Consider the following 21,273-nt stretch of genomic DNA (forward strand, 5'->3'; position numbering starts at 1 on the left):
CTCGTGGTCTAGGCTTTCCCGTGCCGGCGCACCCCGCCGGCATGTCCCCTGGAGAGCAACATGACGGACCGCGTCCCTGACCACCTCGACCTCCCCGAACTCACCCTGCGCGGGTTGATCCTGGGCGCGCTGATCACCCTGGTGTTCACCGCCTCCAACGTCTACCTCGGCCTCAAGGTCGGCCTGACCTTCGCCTCGTCGATACCCGCCGCCGTGATTTCCATGGCGGTGCTGCGCTACTTCAAGGGCTCGAACATCCTCGAGAACAACATGGTGCAGACCCAGGCGTCGGCGGCCGGCACCCTGTCCTCGATCATCTTCATCCTCCCCGGCCTGTTGATGATCGGTTACTGGGCAGGCTTTCCCTTCTGGCAGACCGCGATGATCTGCGCCATCGGCGGCATCCTCGGCGTGCTCTACACCATCCCCCTGCGCCGCGTGATGGTGGTGCAGAGTGAGCTGCCCTACCCCGAAGGCGTGGCGGCGGCGGAGATCCTCCGGGTCGGCAGCAGCGACGAAGGCGACGACAAGACCGCAGCCCAGAGTCGCGGCGAACCCGGCCTGCGCGACATCCTTGGAGGCGGCCTGGTGGCTGCTGCCTTCAGCCTGTGCAGCAGCGGCTTCAAGATGCTCGGCGAGAGCATCAGCCTGTGGCTGGGCGCCGGGCACGCGGCCTTCCGTTTCTCCACCGGGTTCTCCTTCGCCCTGGTCGGCGCGGGCTACCTGATGGGCATCACCGCCGGCATCGCCATCCTCATCGGCGTACTCATCTGCTGGGGCGTGGCGGTGCCACTGCTGACCTTCAATGCCACGCCGGCCGAAGGCCAGGGCTTGAGTGAACTGGCCACCCAGCTGTGGAGTTCACAGGTGCGCTTTCTCGGCGCCGGCACCATCGGCATCGCCGCGCTCTGGACCCTGGCCACGCTGTTCAAGCCCATGGCGCAAGGCGTGTGGGCGTCGCTTCGCGCCGTTCGCGGCAAGGGCGAGACGAGCACCGCCCGCACCGAACGCGACATGCCGCCCAAGGCGATCCTGCTGCTGGCCGGACTGCTGTTGCTCGCGCTGCTCGGCGTCTTCGCCAACTTCCTTCACGAGGCCGCGCCGGAATTGTCCGGCCTGGGGTTCTGGGGCTTCGTGGCCGGCTGCGTGTTCTTCGCCTTCTTCTTCGGCTTCCTGATCGCCGCCGCCTGCGGCTACATGGCCGGGCTGGTGGGTTCGTCCAGCAGCCCGATCTCCGGCATCGGCATCATCGCGGTGATCCTGGTGTCGCTGCTGATCCTCGGCATGGGCAGCCTGGAGTCCGGCCTGCTGCAACTGGCCGACGGCAAGGTCGCCATCGCCCTCGCGCTGTTCACCACGTCGGTGGTGCTGGCGATTGCGGCCATCTCCAATGACAACCTGCAGGACCTCAAGACCGGTTACCTGGTCGGCGCCACACCCTGGCGCCAGCAGGTGGCGCTGATCGTCGGCTGCCTGGTGGGTGCATTGGTGATCCCGCCAGTGCTCGACCTGCTCTACAACGCCTACGGTTTCCCCGGCGCCCTGCCCCGCGAAGGCATGGACCCCCAGCAGGCCCTCGCCGCGCCCCAGGCCACATTACTGACGGCCATCGCCAGTGGCATTTTCAACAACGCGCTGAACTGGAACATGATCCTCATCGGCGTCGTGCTCGGCATCGCCCTGATCCTCGTCGACCTCGCTCTGCGCCGCACCAGCTCGGCGAGCCTGCCAGTGCTGGCAGTGGGGCTAGGCATCTACCTGCCGCCAACCATCGGCATGACCCTGGTGATCGGTGCTGCACTGGGCTGGCTGATCGATAGCCGCCTGGCCCGACGCGCCCAGGCTGCCGGGCAGGACCTGGAGCGCTACGCCGAAGTGCCCCGCCGCCGTGGTGTACTGCTGGCCTCGGGGTTGATCGTCGGCGAGAGCCTGATGGGCATCCTGCTCGCCGGGCTGATCGGCACCTCTGGCAAGGACGCCCCGCTGGCGCTGGTCGGGCCCGGATTCAGTGATACGGCGGAGTGGCTCGGACTCATCGTCTTCGCCCTGGTTTGCATCGCCTTCTACCGGCATGTGCTGGGCACACAACGTGGGGGCGAATTTATTCGCGAATGAATTCGCTCCCATATCTCAGAAGGTGCAGGGCCGTAGGGTGCGCTGTGCGCACCGATTCCGGAATCGTCTTCGGCACCCCGTCAAACCGCTGGTGCGCACGGCGCACCCTACCGAATCGGCTTCATCCTGCCGGTCATTGCGTACCGCCCAACTCCCGCAGGTATTCCCAGGGATAAATCCCGCGCTCGTGCCCATCGCTGAACACCAGCTGCACGCCATAACCCTGTAGCGCGATCCGCTCCAGGATCACGCCTTCGTCCACCACCGTGATCGCCCCGCGCAGCCGCGCCGCCTTGCATTGCGAGCAGGGGCAGGCGCCGCGCAGGCGGGTGTGGCTGATCTGCTGTTGCTCACCATCGGTCCACTCCAGGCTCAGGCGGGCCTGGCTACGGGAATTGCGTAGCGCACTGGGGGCATCCATCAGGCGGCTCCCTGCAATTGCGCCAGGGCGATGCGTACGGCCTTGCGCACTTCCGGGTCGCCGTCGGCTTCCGCGGCACGCAGGGCCGGCAGCCCGGCGGCGTCGCCCAGTTCACCCAGTGCCAGCGCCGCTTCCTTGCGCAGGTTGGCGATGCCATGGCCAAGCAGGGTGGCCAGCTCTGCCAGGGCCTGCCGATAACGCAGGCGGCCCAGGGCACGGGCGGCGCGCAGGCGGACCTGCCAGTAATCGTCTTCCAGGGCCTTCACCAATGCGGGACCAGCTTCGGCCAACCCGACCTTGCCGAGGGTGGTGGCGGCTTCCTCGCGGACCTGCCAGGTGGCATCGCGCAGGGCCGCATACAGGGCCGGCAGCACGCCGGCATCGCGCGCTAGACCAAGGGCTCCGGTGGCGGCGCGGCGCACTTCGGTGTCAGCATCGTCGCTGGCCAGGCGCGCCAGCGCAGGCAATGCCTCGCCGTGCTTGAGCCAGCCGAGGATGCCCACCGCCTCGCGGCGGACAGAAGCCTCGCTGTCGCTCAGCGCCAGCAGCGCGGGACCTGCTGCATCTTCCAGGCGCAGTTCGCGCAGGGCACGCAGGGCGCTGCTGCGCACGAAAGCATCGGCGTGAGTCACCCAAGGCAGGATCAGTTGCCCCGCTTCCAGGCTTTTCAGTTCGCTCAGACTCTGGGCGGCGGCCAGGCGCACGGGTTCGGCGGCGTCCGCCAGGGCTGCGCACAGGGCTTGCACAACTTCCGGCTCTTCCCAGGCCTCCAGCAGGCGCGCGGCCTCGGCGCGCACCTCGGCGGCCGGGTCCACCACCAGCGCGTCGGTGAGCCAGGGCAGGCCCTCCGGGTCTTCCAGGTCGGCCAGTTCGATCAGGGCGATGCGGCGCACACCGGCGTCGTCAGCGGCGAGGCGTGGCAGCAGATCGAGGATGTCAGGGTTGTCGGTTTCACGGATGGTCATAGGGCGACTCGCAATGGCGGGTGATCGGTGGGCAGTCCCAGCGGGGTCAGGCGTGGCAGCTCGCGGCCTTCTTCATGGCGCAGCAGTTCCAGGCAATGACGCTTGAGGTGGGTGAAGCCGGGGCTGGTGAGCAGGCTGGCGCGGCGCGGACGCGGGAAGTCCAGGCGCAGGTCTTCGATGAAACGCCCGGGGCGCGGGCTCATCACCAGGATGCGGTCGGCGAGGAACAGCGCCTCGTCGATGTCGTGGGTGACGAACACCACGGTGGTGCGGATGCGCGTCCAGATATCCAGCAGCAGTTCCTGCATGCGCGAACGGGTCTGCGCGTCCAGCGCGCCGAAGGGTTCGTCCATGAGCAGAAGCCGAGGGCGATTGATCAGCACGCGGGCGATTTCGGCGCGCTGTTGCATGCCGCCGGAGAGCTGGCTGGGCCAACGATCGGCGAAGTCGCCGAGCCCCACCAGGCCGAGAAATTCGGCGGCGCGGCGCTGGCGTTCGAGCTTGCCGATGCCCTGCATCTTCAGGCCGAAGGCGACGTTGTCGAGCACGCTGCGCCAGGGCAGGAGCGTGTGGTGCTGGAACACCATGCCGCGCTCGGGCGAAGGTCCTGCCACCGGCTGCCCATCCACCTCCAGCCGGCCAGCGCTGGGCGTGAGGTGGCCTGCCAGGGCACCGAGCAAGGTGGACTTGCCGCAGCCGGATGGACCGAGGATGCAGACGAACTCCCCCGGTGCGATGGCGAAGTCCAGGGCCTGCACCGCCTCGAAGGCATCGCGGCCCTGTCCCAAACGAATGGAGATGCCCCGTGCCTCGATGCGGCCGGGTTCCACTGCGCGTTCGAAGCTGCTCATCAGGCGTTCCTCCGCGCGTGATACCAAGGCGTGGCGAGCGCGCCCAGGCGCTTCACCAGGGCGCTGCTGCCCATGCCGAGCACACCGATCAACAGCATGCCGACGACGATGTCGGCGTAGTTCTGCACCACGTAGGACTCCCAGGTGTAATAACCGATGCCGAACTGCCCGGAGATCATCTCGGCGGTGACCAGGCAGAACCACGACGTGCCCATGCCGATGGCGAGGCCAGTGACGATGCTCGGTGCCGCGCCGGGCAGGATCACTTCACGGAGGATCGCCAGACGACCAGCACCCAGGCTGCGCGCCGAGGCGATAAGGCGCGGGTCCACCGCTTCCACGCCATGCACGGTGTTGAGCAGGATCGGGAACAGCGCGCCGGTGAAGGTGATGAACACCATGGACAGCTCGGACGAGGGGAACATCAGGATGGCCAGGGGAATCCAGGCCACCGCGGGAATCGGCCGCAGCACTTCCAGCGGCGGCAAGAGGCTGTCCTCGGCCCATTTCGAGCGGCCGATGAGCAGCCCGAGCAGCACACCCAGCAGCGCAGCGGCGAGGTAGCCGGCGAACACCCGCGACAGGCTGCTGCCCAGGTGCGGCAGCAACTTGCTGGAGTGCGCCAACTGCCAGGCCGCGTCGAGCACAGCGGCGGGCGTGGGCACGTAAGTGAAGGTGAACAGCCCGAGGTCCAGGCGCGCATTGGCAGCCAGCTGCCAGAACAGCAGGCAGGCGGCCAGTGATGCGAGGCGCAGGGGCCAGCGGTAGAGGTTGGTCATCGGTTTTCTCCTGCTGCTACCCCCTCTCCCCAGCCCTCTCCCCCAAGGGGCGAGGGAGCTGTCCGTGCACGGTGAAACCGGCGCGAGTCACCCCTCGCCCGCGTGCGGGAGAGGGGCCGGGGGAGAGGGCAACGGCGTCAGCGCTGGGCCACCAGCTTCTGATTGGCACTCACGAAATCCAGCGCCGTCCCGCCATGCTGCTGGGCGTACTGCTCGGCCTGGGACTTGAGCAGGAAGGCACTCAGCTCACCCTTGTCGTTGCGCACGAACCAGGCCTGGTTGGCCAGCAGCTTGATGCCGCTGTCGGTGGCCTGGGCGTAGATGGCGCGGATGTCCTTGCCCTCCTGCTCCAGTTGCGCCAGCGCGGTCAGTGCCGCTTCCGGCGAGGCGTAATGGCGCACCTTGTCTTCGCCGCGCACCCAGATCTGCGCCAGGCGCTTGAAGTCGGTGATGGGCTTGCCGGTAGCGGCGTCGTTGGCCTTGAGCGGCAGCGGCGCGTAGTTCTTCAGCGCCTTGTCGTAGTCCTGGCCCGCCGCCTTGAACGCCGCGCGGATGTACTGGTCGTCGATGAACTTGGCGGTGTCCAGGCCCCGGTCGGTCTTCTTCAGCAGCTTCAGGGTGTCGATGGAGGTGGCGACCGCCTTGCGGTATTCCGGCTTCCAGGTGAGGTCGCGGGTCTGCAGGCCAAGGGGGCCGTGGAACAGGTAGTTCACCTCGGCCTCGATGCCGGTGACCTTCTCGATCAGCTCGCTGTATTTCTCAGGTGACTCGGCGAACAGGCGATCAGCCTCCAGGCTGGCGCGCAGGTAGGCGGTAACGATCTCCGGGTATTTCTTCGCGTAGGCCGCATCCACCAGCGCCCCGTGGAAGGTGGGCGCCTCGGCCTGGGAGCCGTCGTAGATCTTGCGGGCGAAGCCACGGTTGGGGAACAGCTCGGCGAAGGGCACGAAGTCGGCGTGGGCCTCGATGCGGTTGCTGCGCAGGGCGGAGCCGGCGATCTCCGGCGGCTGGGCGATGATCCGCACATCCTTTTCCGGGTCCCAGCCCTGGGCGGCAACGGCGCGCAGCAGCATGCCGTGGGCGGTGGAGGCGAAGGGCACGGAAATGGTCTTGCCCTTGAGTTCGGCCAGGGACTGCACCGGCGACGACGCCGGCACGACGATGCCGTTGCCGCTGCCACGGGTACTGCCCGAGAGCACGCTGATGAACAGGCTCTGCTTGCCGGCATCCAGGTGGGCGACGCCGTTGAAGGAGCCGGGGAAGTCGGCCATGGCGCCGAAGTCCAGCTTGCCGGCGACCATCTCGTTGGTCAGCGGCGCACCGCTGGTGAAGTTCTTCCACTCCACCTGGTAGTCGGCGTCCTTGTACTTGCCGTCATGGGGCAGGTACTTCTCCAGCAGGCCCAGCTCGCGAATGAGCAGGCCGCCGGTGGCGCAGTTGATGGTGGTGTCCTGGGTGCCGATGGCGATACGAATGGTTTCCGCAGAGGCGGACAGGCTGGAAATAGCCAGCGCGAGGCCGGCGACGGTTGCACGAAGACGCATGGGTTTTTCCCCTCGAATCATGAGTGTTGGAATCGTCTCCGCCACGTGGTCGGGTGGTGGGAAACGAGGGGCTTTCAGGTGAGGCGTCCGGGGGTTGGCCGGATGGCGGCATTTACCCCCTCTCCCTGAAGGGAGAGGGGAGAAAAGCGGTCAGCGCAGCAGGTAGGGGATCTCCACCTTCACCGCGCCGGTCGGGCAGTCCTTCTCGCAGGGCATGCAGTACCAGCATTCGTCGAAGGCCATGTAGGCCTTCTGGGTGGCCGGGTTGATGGCCAGAAGGTCCATCGGGCAGACCTCGACGCAAACTGTGCAGCCCTTCTCGGCGATGCACTTGTCTTCGTCGATGGTCACCGGCGCGCTGCTGCGGAAGAAGATTTCCTGGGGTTGATGGGCCATTTCACGATTTCCTTGGAGCCTGGGGCTCTCGGCTTGCTCTTTTGTGGGAGCGGCTTCAGCCGCGAAGAGCGCAACGCGCTCCCGCTTTCATCCGGTGGCCGGTTCTGCGAACCGGTTGTTGGGCTTCGCTTCGCTCTGCACCAACCTACGCCGCTACGCCTGCCTTCACCCGCAGGCGGTCATAGGCCTGCTGCTCCTCGGCATCCAGCGGAATCAGGTACGGCTCCACGGCTTTCTTGAAGCTGGTCATGCGGCCGTCTTCGCCCTTCTTCAGGTGGCAGTGGCAGAACCACTCGGCGTCGTTGCGCTCGGGGAAGTCCACGCGGTGGTGGTACAGGCCCCAGCGGCTCTCGGCGCGGAACAGCGAGGCGCGGGCGGCCATTTCGGCGCAGTCGCGGATTACCGCCACTTCCATCGCGCGCATCAGTTCGTGGGGATTGCTGGCCTTCATCTGCGCCAGGTCCCGCTCGATCTCGGCGAAGCGCGTGAGGCCGATCTCCATCTTCCTGGTCACCTTGGGCGGCTGCAGGTAGTCATTCACCATGCGCCGCAGCTTGTATTCCACCTGGGCCGGCGGCAGGCCGTGCTCACGCTCCAGCGGGGCGAACACCCGGGCCCGCTCAAGCGCCACCTGTTCGGCATCGACTTCAGCGAAGTCGCGACCGGCCACGTACTCCGCCGCGTTGACCCCGGCGAACCAGCCGTAGGTGAAGGCGCCGAGCATGTAGTTGTGCGGCACGGCAGCCATGTCGCCCGCGGCGTACAACCCTTTCACCGTGGTTTCGGCCTTCTCGTTGACCCACACGCCCGAGGCCGAATGGCCAGAGCAGAAGCCGATCTCGGAGATGTGCATCTCGACCATCTGCGAGCGGTAGTCGGTGCCCCGGTTGGCGTGGAACTGGCCACGGCTCGGGCGCTCGTTGCTGTGGAGGATTTCCTCGATGGTCTGGATGGTTTCCTCGGCCAGGTGATCGAGCTTGAGGAACACCGGGCCGTTGCCGCCTTCGAGTTCCTGGTGGAACTCCCACATCATCTGGCCGCTCCAGTAGTCGCACTCGATGAAGCGCTCGCCCTTGCTGTTGGCGGTGTAGCCACCCAGCGGGCCGGTGACGTAGGCGCACGCCGGGCCGTTGTAATCCTTGATCAGCGGGTTGATCTGGAAGCATTCCAGGTTCGAAAGCTCCGCCCCGGCGTGATAGGCCATGGCGTAGCCGTCACCGGCATTGGTGGGGTTCTCGTAGGTGCCCATCAGGTAGCCGGAAGACGGCAGGCCGAGGCGGCCAGCGGCGCCGCAGGCAAGGATCACCGCCTTGGCGCGGATCACCCGGAATTCGCCGCTGCGGCAGTCGAAGCCCATCACCCCGCTCGCCGCGCCCTCGCCATCCAGCAGCAGGCGAGTGCAGACGATGCGGTTGCTGATCTCCACCCGCGCGCGCTTGAGCTGGCGGTAGAGCACTTTCTTGATGTCGTGGCCCTCGGGCATCGGCAGCACGTAGGCGCCCATGTGGTGGACCTTCTTCACCGCGTAGTCGCCGGTCTCGTCCTTCTCGAACTTCACACCCCAGCGGTCCAGTTGCTCGATGGTCTCGAAACTGTGGGTGGCGTAGGCATGCACGGTCGCCTGGTTGACGATGCCGTCGTTGGCGATGGTGATTTCCTTGGTGTACTGCTCGGGCGTCGCGTGGCCGGGGATGATGGCGTTGTTCAGGCCGTCCATGCCCATGCTGATGGCGCCGCTGCGCTTGACGTTGGCCTTGTCCAGCAAGAGCACGCGCAGCTCGCGGTTCTTCTCCTTGGCCTTGATGGCGGCCATCGGGCCGGCGGTGCCCCCGCCGATGACGACGATGTCGTATTCCTGTTCTCGGGTGCTCATGCCTGGGGCCCCTTCTGACGGTCGATGCGCAGGCGGTACTGGAATGCATCGCCGCGGTAGTAAAGGTGTTCGAAGTCCAGCGGCGTGCCGTCGGCAGCGTGGGTCAGGCGCTCGATGCGCATGATCGGCGAGCCTTCTTCCACCTCCAGCGCCTGGGTCAGGTCGCCGTCGGCGAGCACCGCATCGATGGCGAGGTCGGCATGGCCGAGGGGAATGCCGCAGTCGTTTTCGAGGATGAGGAAGATGTCGCGGGTGGCGAGGTCGGCCTTCTCCAGCTTCTCGCCCACCGCCTTGGGCAACCAGGTGATTTCCAGGGAGACCGGCTCACGGTTGATCAGGCGCACGCGGCGGATTTCGGTCACCGGGCTGCCTTCCTCCACTTGCAGTCGCGCGGCCACCAGGGCGCTGGCCGGCACGTGCTTGAAGCTGCGCAGTCGGTTCAACACCTCGTAGCCCATCTGGGTCATGGACTCGGCCAGGCCCTGGAGGGTGCTGACGTTCTGGAAAGCCTTGGGCTTGGCGACGAAGGTGCCTTTGCCGTGAATCTTGAAGATCAGGCCTTCCTTCTGCAGGTCGCCCAGCGCCTGGCGCACGGTGATGCGGCTGACACCAAACGCCTTGCCCAGCTCGCTTTCCGAGGGCATGCGGCTGTGGGGCGGGTAAGTGCCGTCGAGGATGCGCCCGCGCAGCAGCTCCTTGAGCTGGCTGTAGAGCGGTACCGGGGAGAGGGGAAGCAATTCGGCCATGTCGTTGTTCGCTCGTGATCCTGACTTGTTATAACAAGTTGTGGCGAGAGAATAGCGGGCATAAGAGCCGTCACGGAAATACCATTATCGAATATTGATATGAACAGCCTGTAGGAGCGAATTCATTCGCGAAAGCAGGCCGAAGGCCTGCCAATAGCGACCGCTGCGCGGCTCATCGCGAATGAATTCGCTCCCACAAGAAGACCCACAAGAATTCGCGCCTCAGAGGCTATCCAACGCCTGCACGAAGTCCTGAACGATATCCGCCGCATCCTCGATGCCCACCGACACGCGAATGGTGCCGTCATGGATATCCAGCTCGGCCAGGGCCTCCGGAGAGAGGGCGCGGTGGGACGTCTTGCCGGGGTGGGTGATGCTGCTGGCCACACCCGCGAGCGACGGCGCGAACGCGGTGTTCTTGAGGGCGCGGATCAGCTTGTCCACCTCTGGCAGACCGCCATGCAGGGTGAAGCTGAGCATCCCCGAGGCGCCCTTGGGGAACAGCCGCTGGGCCAGCGCGTGATCCGGGTGAGAAGGCAGGCCCGGATAGAACACCTGGGCCACTTTCGGATGGGCCTCAAGGGCTTCGGCCAAAGCCTGGGCGTTGGCCGAATGGGCCTTCATGCGCAGGGCGAGGGTCTTGGCGCCACGGAAGGTCAGCCAGGCCTCGAAGGGGCTGGCGCTGCCGCCAGCATTGATCTGGAAGCGACGCGCCTGGGCGATCCACTCGGCATCGCCGACCAGGATGCCGCCGGTGGCGTCGCTATGGCCGTTGAGGTACTTGGTGGTGCTGTGCAGCACCAGGTCGGCGCCCTCGGCCAGCGGGTTGTAGAGCGCCGGCGAAAGGAAGGTGTTGTCCACCAGCAGCTTCAGGCCACGGGCCCTGGCGAGCTTCGCCAGGGCCGGCACATCGCTGACCCGAACCAGCGGATTGGAGGCGGTTTCGGTGTAGATGAGTTTCGTCGTCGGGGTGATGGCTGCTTCCACAGCCGCCAGGTCGTTGATCTCCACCAGGGTGGCGGTGATGCCAAACCGCGCCAGCTCCTTCTCGATCAGGCTCTGAGTGGTGCCGTACAACTCGCGGCTGGCGATCAGGTGGTCGCCCGCATTCAACCGCCCCAGCAGCGCCGCGCTCACCGAGGCCATGCCGGACGCGGAGAACAACGCCGCTTCGCCACCCTCCAGTGCACACACCAGCTCCTCCAGCGCCGCCTGATTGGGGTTGGCGATGCGGGTGTACATGTAGTTGTCGGGGTTGCCGGCGAGGAAGTCGTCCACCTGTTCCAGGGAGTCATAGACGAACACCGAGGATTCGTAGATGGGCAGGCTCTTGGGCCGGGTGACCATCCTGCGGTCGACGTCGTTGCCAGTGTGGACGGAACGTGTGGAAAGGCCGGGTTTGGGGGTGGGCATGGGGGGCTCCGGAAAGGCAGGAGGCGGATTGGAACACGTGTAGGAGCGAATTCATTCGCGAATGCAGTCCGCAGGACTGCCAATAGGGACCGCCAGGCGGTCCATCGCGAATGAATTCGCTCCCACAAGGAAGAACGATCCGCCCCGGAAAAAAAGAACGCCGACGATAGTCGAGACTCGTCGGCGTGAGGAGGGGCGCACTGGCCAGTGCGCCACCGTGGCTAGCAGGTGATCAGAACGCCGGCACGACCGCGCCGGAGTACTTCTGTTCGATGAAGGCCTTCACTTCCGGGCTGGTCAGCGCGGCGGAGAGTTTCTTGATGGCGTCGCTGTCCTTGTTGTCCGGACGTGCGACCAGGTAGTTCACGTAGGGCGAAGTGCGGTCTTCCAGCACCAGCGCGTCCTTGGTCGGGTTCAGCTTGGCTTCCAGCGCGTAGTTGGTGTTGATCAGGGCCAGGTCGACCTGATCCAGCACACGCGGCAGCAGGGCCGATTCCAGTTCCTTGAACTTGAAGTTGTGCGGGTTCTCGGCGATGTCCTTCGGGGTCGCCAGGGCGTTCTTCGGATCCTTCAGCTTAATCACGCCGGCTTTCTGCAGCAGGATCAGGGCGCGGCCGCTGTTGCTGCCTTCGTTGGGGAGGGCGATGGTGGCGCCGTCCGGCAGCTCTTTCAGGGATTTGTACTTGCTGGAGTAGCCGCCGAAGGGCTCGACATGCACGCCCTTGACGATCACCAGGTGGGTGCCTTTGCCGCTGTTGAAGTTGTCCAGGTAGGGCTTGGTCTGGAAGTAGTTGGCGTCCAGGCGCTTCTGGTCGACCTGCACGTTGGGCTGCACGTAGTCGGTGAAGACCTTCACTTCCAGGTCCACGCCTTCCTTGGCCAGCTGAGGTTTGATCAGCTCCAGGATTTCGGCGTGCGGTACCGGGGTGGCGGCGACGACGAGCTTTTCGCCAGCCTGGGCGAAGGTGACGGACAGGGCGGCAGCCAGAGCGGTCAACAGCAGGGTCTTCTTCATGATGATCCTTTCGATTCTGCGGCTCCGGCTGGATCTTCAGCCGCGAGCAAGTGTTGGGATGCCCGGTCTGGGTGTGCCGGGTTGAGGTCGACACTACGAAGATTTTTTATAACTAACAAATATCGTTTTCTTATTTTTATATTCCATTATGAATATGAGAACAGACCGCCCTATGTCGTCCCCGCCCTGACTGACCAGTACTTTCATGTCGCGTCTGCGAATTGCCTGCAAAGCGCCGGCTCACTAGAGTGGCAGGCTTCGCAACTGCCCAGTGAGCCGCTGTCATGCTCAACGCCGCCCTCGCCCGCTTTTCCCGCCTGGAACTGGTTCCCTCACCCACGCCGCTGGAGAAGCTTGCGCACCTCTCGCAGAAGGTCGGCCGTGACGTCTATGTGAAGCGCGACGACATCACCCCCTTCGCCCTCGGTGGCAACAAGGTCCGCAAGCTGGAGTTCCTCGCCGCCGAGGCCCTGGCGCAAGGGGCCGATACCCTGGTCACCGCCGGCGCCATCCAGTCCAACCACGTGCGCCAGACCGCCGCCCTCGCCGCGCGCTTGGGTCTTGGCTGTGTCGCCTTGCTGGAAAACCCCATCGGCACCGCCGACCGCAACTACCTGGAGAACGGCAACCGCCTGCTGCTGGACCTGTTCGGCACCGAGGTCGAACTCGTGCCCAACCTGGACAACGCCGACGAGCTTCTTGCCGCCACCGGCGAACGCCTGCGCGCCGCCGGTAAACGTCCCTACCTGGTCCCCATCGGCGGTTCCAACGCCCTGGGCGCCCTGGGCTATGTGCGCGCCGGCCTGGAACTGGCCGAGCAGATCAAGGCCAGCGGTGAGCACTTCTCGGCCGTGGTCCTGGCTTCCGGCAGCGCCGGCACCCATGCCGGACTCGCCCTGGCACTGGAATACGCCCTGCCCGGCACGCGCGTGGTCGGCGTCACCGTCTCGCGCCCAGACGCCACTCAGCGCCCGAAAGTGGAAGGCCTGCTGCAACGCACCGCCGACCTGCTCGGCGTGCCGGTCCCGGCCGGACTCAAGGTGGAGCTGTGGGACGAGTATTTCTTCCCGCGCTATGGCGAACCGAACGCCGGAACCCTCGACGCCGTGCGCCGGGCCGCCAGCCTTGAAGGCCTGCTGCTGGACCCGGTCTACACCGGCAAGGCCTTCGCCGGCTTGCTGGATGGCATCGCCAAGGGCGCATTCGAAGGTGACGGCCCGGTGCTGTTCCTGCACACCGGTGGCTCCCCGGCGTTGTTCGCCTATCATCCTGCGGGTACCCCGTGACACCTGCTTATGCTCTATTTGCAGCAATGAATAATTTTTAATTATTTTATTGCATATAACCAAATCCTTAGAGTTGCCCCACCTTTAGACACCTGCCCCGTGAGGCTCATATGACATTCGCTACCCTGCGTCGCCAGTTCATCCTCGGCAGCCTGAGCCTGGTGCTCGGCGCCAGCTTCGTCGGCACCAGCTCCGCCGCCGACCTGCTCCAGGACATCCAGCAGAAAGGCGCCATCAAGGTCGGCCTTGAAGGCACTTACCCGCCCTTCAACTACCAGGACGAGAGCGGCAAGCTGACCGGCTTCGAAGTGGACCTGGCCGAAGCACTGGCCAAGGAGCTGGGCGTGAAGGCCGAGTTCCAGCCGACCAAGTGGGACGGCATCCTCGCGGCGCTGGAATCCAAGCGCCTGGACGTGGTGATCAACCAGGTGACCATCTCCGACGAGCGCAAGAAGAAGTACGACTTCTCCACCCCCTACACCGTCTCCGGCATCCAGGCGCTGGTGCGCAAGGGCACCGAAGGCGACATCAAGAGCGCGGCTGATCTGGCCGGCAAGAAAGTCGGCGTGGGCCTGGGCACCAACTACGAGCAGTGGCTGAAGGAAAACGTCCCGCAGGCTGACATCCGTACCTACGACGACGACCCCACCAAGTTCCAGGACCTCAACGTCGGCCGCATCGACGCCATCCTGGTGGACCGCCTGGCCGCCTTCGAAATGGTCGAGAAAACCGGCGGCAAGCTGGCCGTGACCGGCGAACCCTTCTCCCGCCAGGAAGCCGGCATCGCCCTGCGCAAAGGCAACCCGGAATTGCTGGCCGCCATCGACAAGGCGCTGGCCAAGCTGAAAGCCGACGGCACCCTGAAGAAACTCTCCGAGAAATGGTTCAAGGCTGACGTGACCCAATGATCGACGCAAGCCTTCAACTTGCGCTGGATTCCGCGCCCTTCCTGTTGAAGGGCGCGGTTTTTACGGTAGTACTGAGCCTCGGCGGCATGTTCTTCGGACTGCTGCTGGGGTTCGTCCTCGCCCTGATGCGCCTCTACGGTTTCACCGCCCTGCAGTGGATTTCGCGAATCTACGTGTCCTTCTTCCGTGGCACGCCGCTGCTGGTGCAGTTGTTCATGATCTATTACGGCCTGCCGCAGCTGGGCATCCAGCTCGAACCGCTGCCCGCGGCGCTGATCGGCTTCTCGCTGAACATGGCCGCCTACACCTCGGAGATCCTCCGCGCCGCCATCGCCTCCATCGACCGGGGCCAATGGGAAGCCGCCGCCAGCATCGGCATGAGCCGCACCCAGACGCTGGTCCGCGCCATCCTCCCGCAGGCTGCGCGCACCGCGTTGCCGCCGCTCGGCAACAGCTTCATCTCGCTGGTCAAGGACACCGCGCTAGCCGCCACCATCCAGGTGCCTGAACTGTTCCGCCAGGCGCAGCTGATCACCGCGCGCACCTTCGAAATCTTCACCATGTACCTGGCCGCCGCGCTGCTCTACTGGGTGCTGGCCACCGTGCTGTCGCACTTCCAGGGCCGCCTCGAGGCGCGGGTCAACCAGCATGAGCAGGACAGCTGATGATCACCGTCCGTAACCTGACCAAATCCTTCAAGGGCCAGGAGGTGCTCAAGGGCATCGACCTGACCATCGAGCCGGGCGAAGTAGTGGCCATCATCGGCCCCAGCGGCTCGGGCAAGACCACTCTGCTGCGCTGCCTCAACCTGCTGGAAGTGCCCAGTGGCGGGCTCATCCGGGTGGGTGAGATCGAGATCGACGCAAGCAAGCCGCTGAAGCAACAGCAGGGGCTGATCCGCAAGCTGCGCCAGCACGTTGGTTTCGTGTTCCAGAACTTCAACCTCTTCCCCCACCGCACTGCGCTGGAGAACGTCATCGAAGGCCCGGTGGTGGTGAAGAAGGAACCCCGCGAGCGCGCGATCGAGAAGGCCCGCAAGCTGCTGGCCAAGGTCGGCCTGGCGGGCAAGGAAGACGCCTATCCCAAGCGCCTCTCCGGCGGCCAGCAACAACGCGTGGCCATCGCCCGCGCCCTGGCCATGGAACCCGACGTGATCCTCTTCGACGAGCCCACCTCGGCGCTCGACCCGGAGCTGGTGGGCGAAGTGCTGTCCACCATCCGTGGCCTGGCGGAAGAGAAACGCACCATGGTGATCGTCACCCACGAAATGAGCTTCGCCCGCGACGTGGCCAACCGCGCGATCTTCATCGACAAGGGCGTGATCGTCGAACAGGGCGATGCCAAGGCGCTGTTCAGTGCACCGAAGGAAGAACGCACCAAGCAGTTCCTGAGCAAGTTCATCAACGGCTGAAACCACACCTCGACTTCCCCTTCTGGGAACTCATTGTGGGAGCGAATTCATTCGCGAAAGGACCGCGAAGCGGGCTCGACCTTGTAGGCAGGCCTTCAGCCTGCTTCGCGAATGAATTCGCTCCCACAGGTGCAACATCCCCACCACCGCAAGTTCCGCCCCAGCGGTAAGCCCCCTGCAAGGAAATGCGCGTAGAATCCGCGCCCCCCGCAATACAGCCCCGCCACCGGAACCCGCATGAACCCGAGCACCCTCCTCTCCCTGCCGCTACTGGCCCTCGCACTGGGCGGCTTCGTCGTCGGCAGCAGCGAATTCATCATCATGGGTCTCTTGCCCGAGGTCGCCAAAGACCTACGGGTCAGCCTGTCCGACGCCGGCCTGCTGGTCAGCGCCTACGCCATGGGCGTGGTGATCGGCGCGCCGCTGCTGGGTCCGTTGCTCGGTCGCCTGCCGCGTCGTCAGGCACTGCTCTGGCTGATGGGCGCCTACGCCCTGGGCAACCTCGGCTGCGCCCTGGCACCGAACTACGAATGGTTGCTGGCCATGCGCATGTTCACTGCCTTCAGCCATGCCGGCTTCTTCGGCTGCGCCACCCTGCTGGCCGCCGAACTGGCACCTCCGCATCGCCGTGCTTCGGCCATGGCCCTGGTGCTCAGCGGCCTGACCATCGCCAACGTGCTCGGCGTTCCGGCCGGCGCCTGGCTGGGCCAGGCCACCAGTTGGCGGGTGACCTTCATGGTGGTGGCCGGCCTCGGCTTCCTCACCCTGCTGGCGCAAGCGCTCTGGCTGTCGGCCACGCCGAAGCCGCAAGCCAATGCCGCCGGCGCCTGGGACGGCATCCTGCGACGCCCGGTACTGCACGCGTTGTTTGTCTGCAGCCTGTCGTCGGTGGCGCTGTTCGGCGTGTTCACCTACATCAGCCCGCTGCTGCGCGACGTCTCCGGCTTCACCCCGGAGCACGCCAACTTCGCCCTGCTGCTGTTCGGCATCGGTCTCACCGTGGGCAATCTGCTGGGTGGCCGCCTGGCGGACAAGGGCTTCCGCTACTCGCTGCCGCTGGCCTTCATCGTCAGCGCGCTGTGCCTGCTGGGCCTGTTCGCATTCGCGCAGGTTCCGGCCCTGGCGCTGGGCTGCCTGTTCCTCTGGGGCGTGGCCAGCTTCGCCATTTCCTCGCCGCTGCAATTGCTGCTGGTGGAGCAGGCCGGCGAATCGGCGAGCCTCGCCGCCACCCTCAGCCACGCCGCCTTCAACCTGGGCAACGCCAGCGGCGCCTTCGTCGGAGGACTGTGGCTGAGCACCAACATGGGCCTGGCCAACCTGCCGCTGATGGGCGTGGGCGTGCTGGCCCTGACCATCCTCGTCTGCCTGCCGCTGCCGCGCCTGCGCTCGGTAAAGGACCACCTGAAAGCCACCGGACAGCTCCATCCGTAACCCGGATTGCGAGCCAAATGTAGGAGCGAGCTTGCTCGCGAAAAGCGGTGCCCGATCATTCGCGAGCAAGCTCGCTCCTACACCAAAGCCCTATCCCGCCAGCACCTCCGCGAACAGCTGGCGCAGGTGGTCGCGCTCCTCGTCGTTTGCCGCAAGGCGGCGCAACTGCACCGCGAGCTGCGCATAGCCCGGCAATGGGGGCAGGTTGAGGTGCTCGGGCAGGATCTCGTCGCCCACGCTGACCAGCAGCGCGAAGTGCACGCTGTTCTCCAGTTCTCGGGTATTGCCCGGCCAGGGGTAGGCCTCAAGCGCCGCCTGGGCTGATGCGCTGATCAGCGGCAGCGGCAAGTCCAGCCGCTGGGCGTAGATGCCGAGGAAGTACTCGGCCAACGGCAGAATGTCGTCCGGGCGTTCGCGCAGCGGCGGCAGTTCCACTCGGCCTTCATCGAGATACTGATAAAGCCGCGCGTTGAACTTGCCGGCGTTCACCGCCTTTGCCAGGTCGATGCTGGTGGCCGCCACCAGGCGCACATCCACCGGTGTCGGTTGCTGGGCTCCAACTCGAACCACCTCGCGGCTTTCCAGGGCCGCCAGCAGCTTGCCCTGCAGGGGTAGCGGCAGGTCGCCGATTTCATCCAGGTAGAGCGTCCCGCCGTTGGCCGAACCGAACCAGCCGGCGCGACTGCTGGCCGAGCCGTTGTGGGCACCGGCGGCGTGGCCGAACAACTCGGCCTCGGCGTAGGTCTTGCTGATGGCGCTGCAACTCACCGCCACGAACAGGCCGGGTCGGTCGCTGGAACGATGGATCTGCCGGGCCAGCAATTCCTTGCCGGTACCGGTCTCGCCCTGGATCAGCACCGGCAGCGCACTGGGCGCGAGCTGGTCGACCTCTTCGCGCAACTGGCGCGAGCGCGCGTCGACGAATACCAAGGCACGGGCCCGGATACTCAGGGGGCTGCGGTCGGCGTCGGCGAAAGTCAGCAGTGGCTGGCCGGGGGTTTCCTTACTCATGACGAAATCTCCCGCCGGGCCCAGGCTGCGGTGCAGCGGACCCTGGCGTAACAAAAATAGAAAGACTGAACCTGTTCAGGGTCGAGCGAGCTAGAGAAGAACAAGGCGAGAACGGCTGAGGCCGCGGAGTTTACGAGCTGTAAATGAGCAAGCCCGAAGCCGTTTTCAACGCAGTTATTCCGACGCGCAGCCGATCCTGAGCAGGTTCTCAGGCGCGGCGGCGAGCAAGCTCTTCGACGCGGCTCTGCAGGCGATACAGATGGGCGAAGCCCTGCTCCCAGGTGTTGTGACCGGACTTCACGTTGATATGCCCGGCACCGGTGAGGATGGCCGCTTCGGCCCCCCAGCTGCGGGCCATTTCCAGTGCCCGCTGGGGACTGGCGGCAGGGTCGTTGTCCGAGCCCACCAGCAGCGTCGGGAATGGCAGCAGATCCTTCGGGATAGGCGCAAAACCCTTGAGCGGCTCAGGGCAACCGGGGCGCTGCACATCCGCCGGGGCCACCAGCAGCGCACCCCGCACGCGGCGCAGCACATCCGGATCGGACTGGGCCGCCCAGTGGGCAACTGTCACGCAGCCCAGGCTGTGGGCGATGAGGATCACCGGAGTACGTTCGGCATCGATGGCGCGCTCCAGCGCCTCCACCCAGGACGCGCGGTCCGGGTTGTTCCAGTCGGCCTGCTCGACCCGGCTGGCATTGGGCAGCGTGCGCTGCCAATGGCTTTGCCAATGCTCGTCGGGGGAGCCCTGCCATCCCGGCAGGATCAGGTAGCGAATGGCCTGGCTGCGCATGGCGAGCCCTCCTTGCTGAAATTCGATGTTGGCCAGTCTAGGCGTTGGTCATATATCTGTTAAGGAATAAGAATTTATTTGCTTATGCATTATTAGCTTATAAGCCATCGGTAGCTGCACCTTCAGGCTGGGCTCGTCCAGGGTGCTGACCTGCTGGATATCCGGGGGGCCGCCGTGCGGACAAAAAAGAGCCCGGAGCTGCTCACGCAGTCCGGGCCAACCCTGAAGTCGCGACACGTGCCCCGTAGTCACGCCAGGCTCCGCGAGCACGCTGCGCAGGTGCGGCGTGCTCCCGAAAGGAATAAAAAGGCCGCCTCCCCCCTGCCTGAAGAGAGGCGACCAAAGCCTGTCAGCGTAGAAACGCCGTAGGTTGGTCTGAGCGCAGCGAGGCCCAACATCGCGCGGTGTCGGATGCCTTCGTTGGGCTTCGCGTAGCTCAGCCCAACCTACGTCAGCGCGCGGTAATCACTGCGAGCTTGGTGATGCCCGCCCGCTCGATGGAGGCCATGGCGCGGGCCACGGCGCCGTAGTCCACCTGGTCGTCGGCCTGAAGTTGCACGCGCAGTTCCGGGTCTTTCGCCTTGGCGGCTTCCAGGCTGGTCTGCAGCAGATCGGGCTGGATCTCGTCCTTGTTGATGAACAGCTTGCCGGCGCCGTCGATGCTCACCACCAGCGGGTCCTTCTGCTCCGGCGGGGCCACGGCCTCGGTCTTCGGCAGGTTGATCGGGATGGCGTTGGTCAGCAGCGGCGCGGTGACGATGAACACCACCAGCAGCACCAGCATCACGTCCACCAGCGGGGTGACGTTGATTTCCGAAAGGACTTCGTCGTTGTCCTGGGTGGAGAAGGCCATGTCAGGACGCCTCCTTCACAGAGCCCGATGCACGTGCCGGGGCCGGGTTGACGAGCAGCTTGAAGGCGCTCTTCTGCGCCAGCAGGTAGAAGTCGTGGGCGAAGTCGTCGAGGTCGGCGGCGGTGAGCTTCAGGCTGCGCAGGAAGTAGTTGTAAACCAGCACCGCCGGCACCGCGACGGCGATGCCCACGCCGGTGGCGACCAGCGCCGCGCCGATGGGGCCGGCCACGGTTTCCAGGCTGGCCGAGCCGGCCGTGCTGATGCCCTTCAAGGCTTCCATGATGCCCCAGACGGTGCCGAACAGGCCGATGAAGGGCGAGGTGGAACCGATCGAGGCGAGCACCGCCAGGCCGGACTCCAGGGAACGGCGCTCACGCTGGATCTGCTGGCGCAGGGCACGCTCCAGGCGGTCCTGGTGGTTGATCGCCTGGCTCAGGTCGCCGGGCTGGCCGCCCTGCACCTGGATCGCGGCGAAGCCGGCCTGGGCCACGTGGGCGGCGGCCCCAGCGTGCTGCTGCAGCTGCTCGGCGGCGCTGTCCAGGCTGGTGGCGCTCCAGAAGCGCTTCTGGAACTGGCGGTCGCGGCGTTTCAGGCGGGCGAACTGGATGCCCTTGACCAGGGCCAGGCCCCAGGTGACGACGGAGAAGCCGATGAGCAGCCAGATCACCAAGTGCTCGATGGAGGCGAAGGGGTTGGTTAACAGGTCCATGGAGTCATCCTCTGATCAGTTCAATTTGAAATCGATGGGCACGCTGACCCAGCCGTCGCGGGCGACCTCGCCCTGCTTGGCCGGCACGAAGGTCCAGCGCTTGACCGCGCGCACCGCGGCCTCGTCGAGCAGTTCGCGGCCGCTGCTAGTCTGCACCTGCACCTCGCTCGGCAGCCCCGTGGCGAGCACATGCACGCGCAGCAGCACGGTGCCCTCCCAGCCGCGCCGTTGGGCGAAGGCGGGGTACTCGGGCGCCGGGTTCTTCAGGTAGCCGGCGTTGGCCGAGGGTGGCGTTACCGGCGCTGGCGCCGGCGGTGCCGGCGGCGCGGGCGGGGCTTCGGCCTTGGGCGCTGCGGGTGGCGGTTCCACCGGCTTGGGGGCCGGCTTCGGCGCGGGCTTGGGCGGCTGTGGTTTCGGCTTGGGTTTGGGTACCGGCTTGGGCGGTGGCGGCTTCACCGCCAGTTCCTCGACCACCGGGGGCGGCGGCTCGATCACGGGCGGCGGCGGCTCCGGCGCTGGCGGTTCCACCACCGGCGGGGCCGGGGCGGTGAACTCGATGGTCATGGGCGGAATCTGCGGCGGCACTTCCGGCAGCGGCGGCGTGGGCTTCTGGCTCAGCCAGTGCAGCACGGCGCCGTGCAGGACCAGGGCGAAGGCGCCCAGCAGCCAGGCTTCGCGGCGACTGAGCACGCGGCTGTTGCCGGGGCTGCGGAACACCGTGCGGTCCAGCGCCTGGCGCACCGGCACGCCGAGGTC

Annotated in this window: 21 protein-coding genes; 6 read left to right on the top strand and 15 right to left on the bottom strand. The window is 66.0% G+C overall.

What is annotated here, in order from left to right; translation table 11 throughout:
- Positions 1 to 60: 60 nt before the first annotated feature.
- The gene (locus tag E8E91_RS13135) at positions 61 to 2,115 is read left to right on the top strand and encodes an oligopeptide transporter, OPT family (RefSeq protein ID WP_280376120.1); all 2,055 of its coding nucleotides are present in this window, start codon (positions 61 to 63) and stop codon (positions 2,113 to 2,115) included.
- A 133-nt stretch (positions 2,116 to 2,248) separates the two neighbouring features.
- Here E8E91_RS13135 and E8E91_RS13140 read toward each other — a convergent pair whose 3' ends face one another.
- From E8E91_RS13140 to E8E91_RS13185, 10 genes are all read right to left on the bottom strand, one after another.
- On the bottom strand, positions 2,249 to 2,536 hold the full coding sequence (locus tag E8E91_RS13140) for a gamma-butyrobetaine hydroxylase-like domain-containing protein (RefSeq protein WP_280376121.1): 288 nt from the start codon (positions 2,534 to 2,536) through the stop codon (positions 2,249 to 2,251).
- Positions 2,536 to 3,501 carry a HEAT repeat domain-containing protein gene (locus tag E8E91_RS13145; RefSeq protein ID WP_280376122.1) on the bottom strand — a complete coding sequence of 322 codons (966 nt, stop codon included), beginning with the start codon at positions 3,499 to 3,501 and terminating at the stop codon, positions 2,536 to 2,538. The genes E8E91_RS13140 and E8E91_RS13145 overlap by 1 nt, the downstream gene beginning before the upstream one ends.
- Positions 3,498 to 4,352 (bottom strand): ABC transporter ATP-binding protein, encoded by an 855-nt coding sequence (locus E8E91_RS13150; protein ID WP_280376123.1) that lies wholly within the window; start codon positions 4,350 to 4,352, stop codon positions 3,498 to 3,500. Before E8E91_RS13150 ends, E8E91_RS13145 begins: the two co-directional genes overlap by 4 nt.
- Positions 4,352 to 5,131, bottom strand: a complete 780-nt coding sequence (locus tag E8E91_RS13155; protein WP_280376124.1) for an ABC transporter permease — start codon at positions 5,129 to 5,131, stop codon at positions 4,352 to 4,354. Before E8E91_RS13155 ends, E8E91_RS13150 begins: the two co-directional genes overlap by 1 nt.
- Positions 5,132 to 5,268: 137 nt before the next feature.
- On the bottom strand, positions 5,269 to 6,675 hold the full coding sequence (locus E8E91_RS13160) for an ABC transporter substrate-binding protein (RefSeq protein WP_280376125.1): 1,407 nt from the start codon (positions 6,673 to 6,675) through the stop codon (positions 5,269 to 5,271).
- Positions 6,676 to 6,825: 150 nt separating this feature from the next.
- On the bottom strand, positions 6,826 to 7,071 hold the full coding sequence (locus E8E91_RS13165; RefSeq protein WP_028629110.1) for a ferredoxin family protein: 246 nt from the start codon (positions 7,069 to 7,071) through the stop codon (positions 6,826 to 6,828).
- Positions 7,072 to 7,216: 145 nt separating this feature from the next.
- Complete coding sequence (locus E8E91_RS13170; RefSeq protein WP_280376126.1) at positions 7,217 to 8,944, bottom strand: fumarate reductase/succinate dehydrogenase flavoprotein subunit; 1,728 nt, start codon at positions 8,942 to 8,944, stop codon at positions 7,217 to 7,219.
- Positions 8,941 to 9,690, bottom strand: coding sequence for a GntR family transcriptional regulator (locus E8E91_RS13175; protein ID WP_077521546.1), 750 nt, complete (start codon positions 9,688 to 9,690; stop codon positions 8,941 to 8,943). Before E8E91_RS13175 ends, E8E91_RS13170 begins: the two co-directional genes overlap by 4 nt.
- Positions 9,691 to 9,912: 222 nt before the next feature.
- Positions 9,913 to 11,103, bottom strand: a complete 1,191-nt coding sequence (locus E8E91_RS13180) for a PLP-dependent aspartate aminotransferase family protein (protein ID WP_280376127.1) — start codon at positions 11,101 to 11,103, stop codon at positions 9,913 to 9,915.
- 232 nt (positions 11,104 to 11,335) lie between these two features.
- Entirely contained in the window at positions 11,336 to 12,118 is a 783-nt protein-coding gene (locus E8E91_RS13185) for a MetQ/NlpA family ABC transporter substrate-binding protein (protein WP_179059630.1), read from the bottom strand.
- A gap of 284 nt (positions 12,119 to 12,402) precedes the next feature.
- On the opposite strand from E8E91_RS13185, the gene E8E91_RS13190 reads away from it, so the two are divergent.
- The 5 genes from E8E91_RS13190 to E8E91_RS13210 all read left to right on the top strand — a co-directional run bounded on the left by E8E91_RS13190 (position 12,403) and on the right by E8E91_RS13210 (position 17,154).
- On the top strand, positions 12,403 to 13,404 hold the full coding sequence (locus E8E91_RS13190; protein ID WP_280376128.1) for a D-cysteine desulfhydrase: 1,002 nt from the start codon (positions 12,403 to 12,405) through the stop codon (positions 13,402 to 13,404).
- Positions 13,405 to 13,514: 110 nt separating this feature from the next.
- Positions 13,515 to 14,312: a cystine ABC transporter substrate-binding protein gene (tcyJ, locus tag E8E91_RS13195; protein WP_190833076.1), complete on the top strand. Its 798-nt coding sequence runs from the start codon at positions 13,515 to 13,517 to the stop codon at positions 14,310 to 14,312.
- Positions 14,309 to 14,977, top strand: a complete 669-nt coding sequence (gene tcyL, locus E8E91_RS13200) for a cystine ABC transporter permease (protein WP_190833074.1) — start codon at positions 14,309 to 14,311, stop codon at positions 14,975 to 14,977. The genes tcyJ and tcyL overlap by 4 nt, the downstream gene beginning before the upstream one ends.
- On the top strand, positions 14,977 to 15,723 hold the full coding sequence (gene tcyN / locus E8E91_RS13205; RefSeq protein ID WP_280376129.1) for an L-cystine ABC transporter ATP-binding protein TcyN: 747 nt from the start codon (positions 14,977 to 14,979) through the stop codon (positions 15,721 to 15,723). Before tcyL ends, tcyN begins: the two co-directional genes overlap by 1 nt.
- Before the next feature lie 237 nt (positions 15,724 to 15,960).
- Positions 15,961 to 17,154: an MFS transporter gene (locus E8E91_RS13210; RefSeq protein ID WP_280376130.1), complete on the top strand. Its 1,194-nt coding sequence runs from the start codon at positions 15,961 to 15,963 to the stop codon at positions 17,152 to 17,154.
- Between the two features lie 90 nt (positions 17,155 to 17,244).
- On the opposite strand, the gene E8E91_RS13215 is transcribed toward E8E91_RS13210, so the two are convergent.
- The 5 genes from E8E91_RS13215 to E8E91_RS13235 form a co-directional block, all read right to left on the bottom strand.
- Entirely contained in the window at positions 17,245 to 18,165 is a 921-nt protein-coding gene (locus tag E8E91_RS13215; protein WP_190833069.1) for a sigma-54-dependent transcriptional regulator, read from the bottom strand.
- A gap of 208 nt (positions 18,166 to 18,373) precedes the next feature.
- Positions 18,374 to 18,955, bottom strand: a complete 582-nt coding sequence (locus E8E91_RS13220) for an alpha/beta hydrolase (protein WP_280376131.1) — start codon at positions 18,953 to 18,955, stop codon at positions 18,374 to 18,376.
- Between the two features lie 451 nt (positions 18,956 to 19,406).
- Entirely contained in the window at positions 19,407 to 19,808 is a 402-nt protein-coding gene (locus E8E91_RS13225) for a biopolymer transporter ExbD (protein ID WP_077521618.1), read from the bottom strand.
- 1 nt (position 19,809) lies between these two features.
- Positions 19,810 to 20,517, bottom strand: coding sequence for a MotA/TolQ/ExbB proton channel family protein (locus tag E8E91_RS13230; RefSeq protein WP_280375161.1), 708 nt, complete (start codon positions 20,515 to 20,517; stop codon positions 19,810 to 19,812).
- Between the two features lie 15 nt (positions 20,518 to 20,532).
- Positions 20,533 to 21,273: energy transducer TonB (locus tag E8E91_RS13235; protein WP_280375615.1), on the bottom strand; the 741-nt coding region annotated here is incomplete at its 5' end.

It is taken from the genome of Pseudomonas sp. BN515, from assembly GCF_029873155.1.
Taxonomy (GTDB): Bacteria; Pseudomonadota; Gammaproteobacteria; order Pseudomonadales; family Pseudomonadaceae; genus Metapseudomonas.

What these genes read in the sequence shown, in the direction of transcription:
- E8E91_RS13225 (WP_077521618.1), bottom strand. Translation starts at nt 19,808, where the DNA reads ATGGCCTTCTCCACCCAGGACAACGACGAAGTCCTTTCGGAAATCAAC.
- tcyN (WP_280376129.1), top strand. Translation starts at nt 14,977, where the DNA reads ATGATCACCGTCCGTAACCTGACCAAATCCTTCAAGGGCCAGGAGGTG.
- E8E91_RS13175 (WP_077521546.1), bottom strand. Translation starts at nt 9,690, where the DNA reads ATGGCCGAATTGCTTCCCCTCTCCCCGGTACCGCTCTACAGCCAGCTC.
- E8E91_RS13145 (WP_280376122.1), bottom strand. Translation starts at nt 3,501, where the DNA reads ATGACCATCCGTGAAACCGACAACCCTGACATCCTCGATCTGCTGCCA.
- E8E91_RS13160 (WP_280376125.1), bottom strand. Translation starts at nt 6,675, where the DNA reads ATGCGTCTTCGTGCAACCGTCGCCGGCCTCGCGCTGGCTATTTCCAGC.
- E8E91_RS13210 (WP_280376130.1), top strand. Translation starts at nt 15,961, where the DNA reads ATGAACCCGAGCACCCTCCTCTCCCTGCCGCTACTGGCCCTCGCACTG.
- E8E91_RS13190 (WP_280376128.1), top strand. Translation starts at nt 12,403, where the DNA reads ATGCTCAACGCCGCCCTCGCCCGCTTTTCCCGCCTGGAACTGGTTCCC.
- E8E91_RS13215 (WP_190833069.1), bottom strand. Translation starts at nt 18,165, where the DNA reads ATGAGTAAGGAAACCCCCGGCCAGCCACTGCTGACTTTCGCCGACGCC.
- E8E91_RS13220 (WP_280376131.1), bottom strand. Translation starts at nt 18,955, where the DNA reads ATGCGCAGCCAGGCCATTCGCTACCTGATCCTGCCGGGATGGCAGGGC.
- tcyL (WP_190833074.1), top strand. Translation starts at nt 14,309, where the DNA reads ATGATCGACGCAAGCCTTCAACTTGCGCTGGATTCCGCGCCCTTCCTG.
- tcyJ (WP_190833076.1), top strand. Translation starts at nt 13,515, where the DNA reads ATGACATTCGCTACCCTGCGTCGCCAGTTCATCCTCGGCAGCCTGAGC.
- E8E91_RS13180 (WP_280376127.1), bottom strand. Translation starts at nt 11,103, where the DNA reads ATGCCCACCCCCAAACCCGGCCTTTCCACACGTTCCGTCCACACTGGC.
- E8E91_RS13155 (WP_280376124.1), bottom strand. Translation starts at nt 5,131, where the DNA reads ATGACCAACCTCTACCGCTGGCCCCTGCGCCTCGCATCACTGGCCGCC.
- E8E91_RS13140 (WP_280376121.1), bottom strand. Translation starts at nt 2,536, where the DNA reads ATGGATGCCCCCAGTGCGCTACGCAATTCCCGTAGCCAGGCCCGCCTG.
- E8E91_RS13170 (WP_280376126.1), bottom strand. Translation starts at nt 8,944, where the DNA reads ATGAGCACCCGAGAACAGGAATACGACATCGTCGTCATCGGCGGGGGC.
- E8E91_RS13185 (WP_179059630.1), bottom strand. Translation starts at nt 12,118, where the DNA reads ATGAAGAAGACCCTGCTGTTGACCGCTCTGGCTGCCGCCCTGTCCGTC.
- E8E91_RS13165 (WP_028629110.1), bottom strand. Translation starts at nt 7,071, where the DNA reads ATGGCCCATCAACCCCAGGAAATCTTCTTCCGCAGCAGCGCGCCGGTG.
- E8E91_RS13135 (WP_280376120.1), top strand. Translation starts at nt 61, where the DNA reads ATGACGGACCGCGTCCCTGACCACCTCGACCTCCCCGAACTCACCCTG.
- E8E91_RS13230 (WP_280375161.1), bottom strand. Translation starts at nt 20,517, where the DNA reads ATGGACCTGTTAACCAACCCCTTCGCCTCCATCGAGCACTTGGTGATC.
- E8E91_RS13150 (WP_280376123.1), bottom strand. Translation starts at nt 4,352, where the DNA reads ATGAGCAGCTTCGAACGCGCAGTGGAACCCGGCCGCATCGAGGCACGG.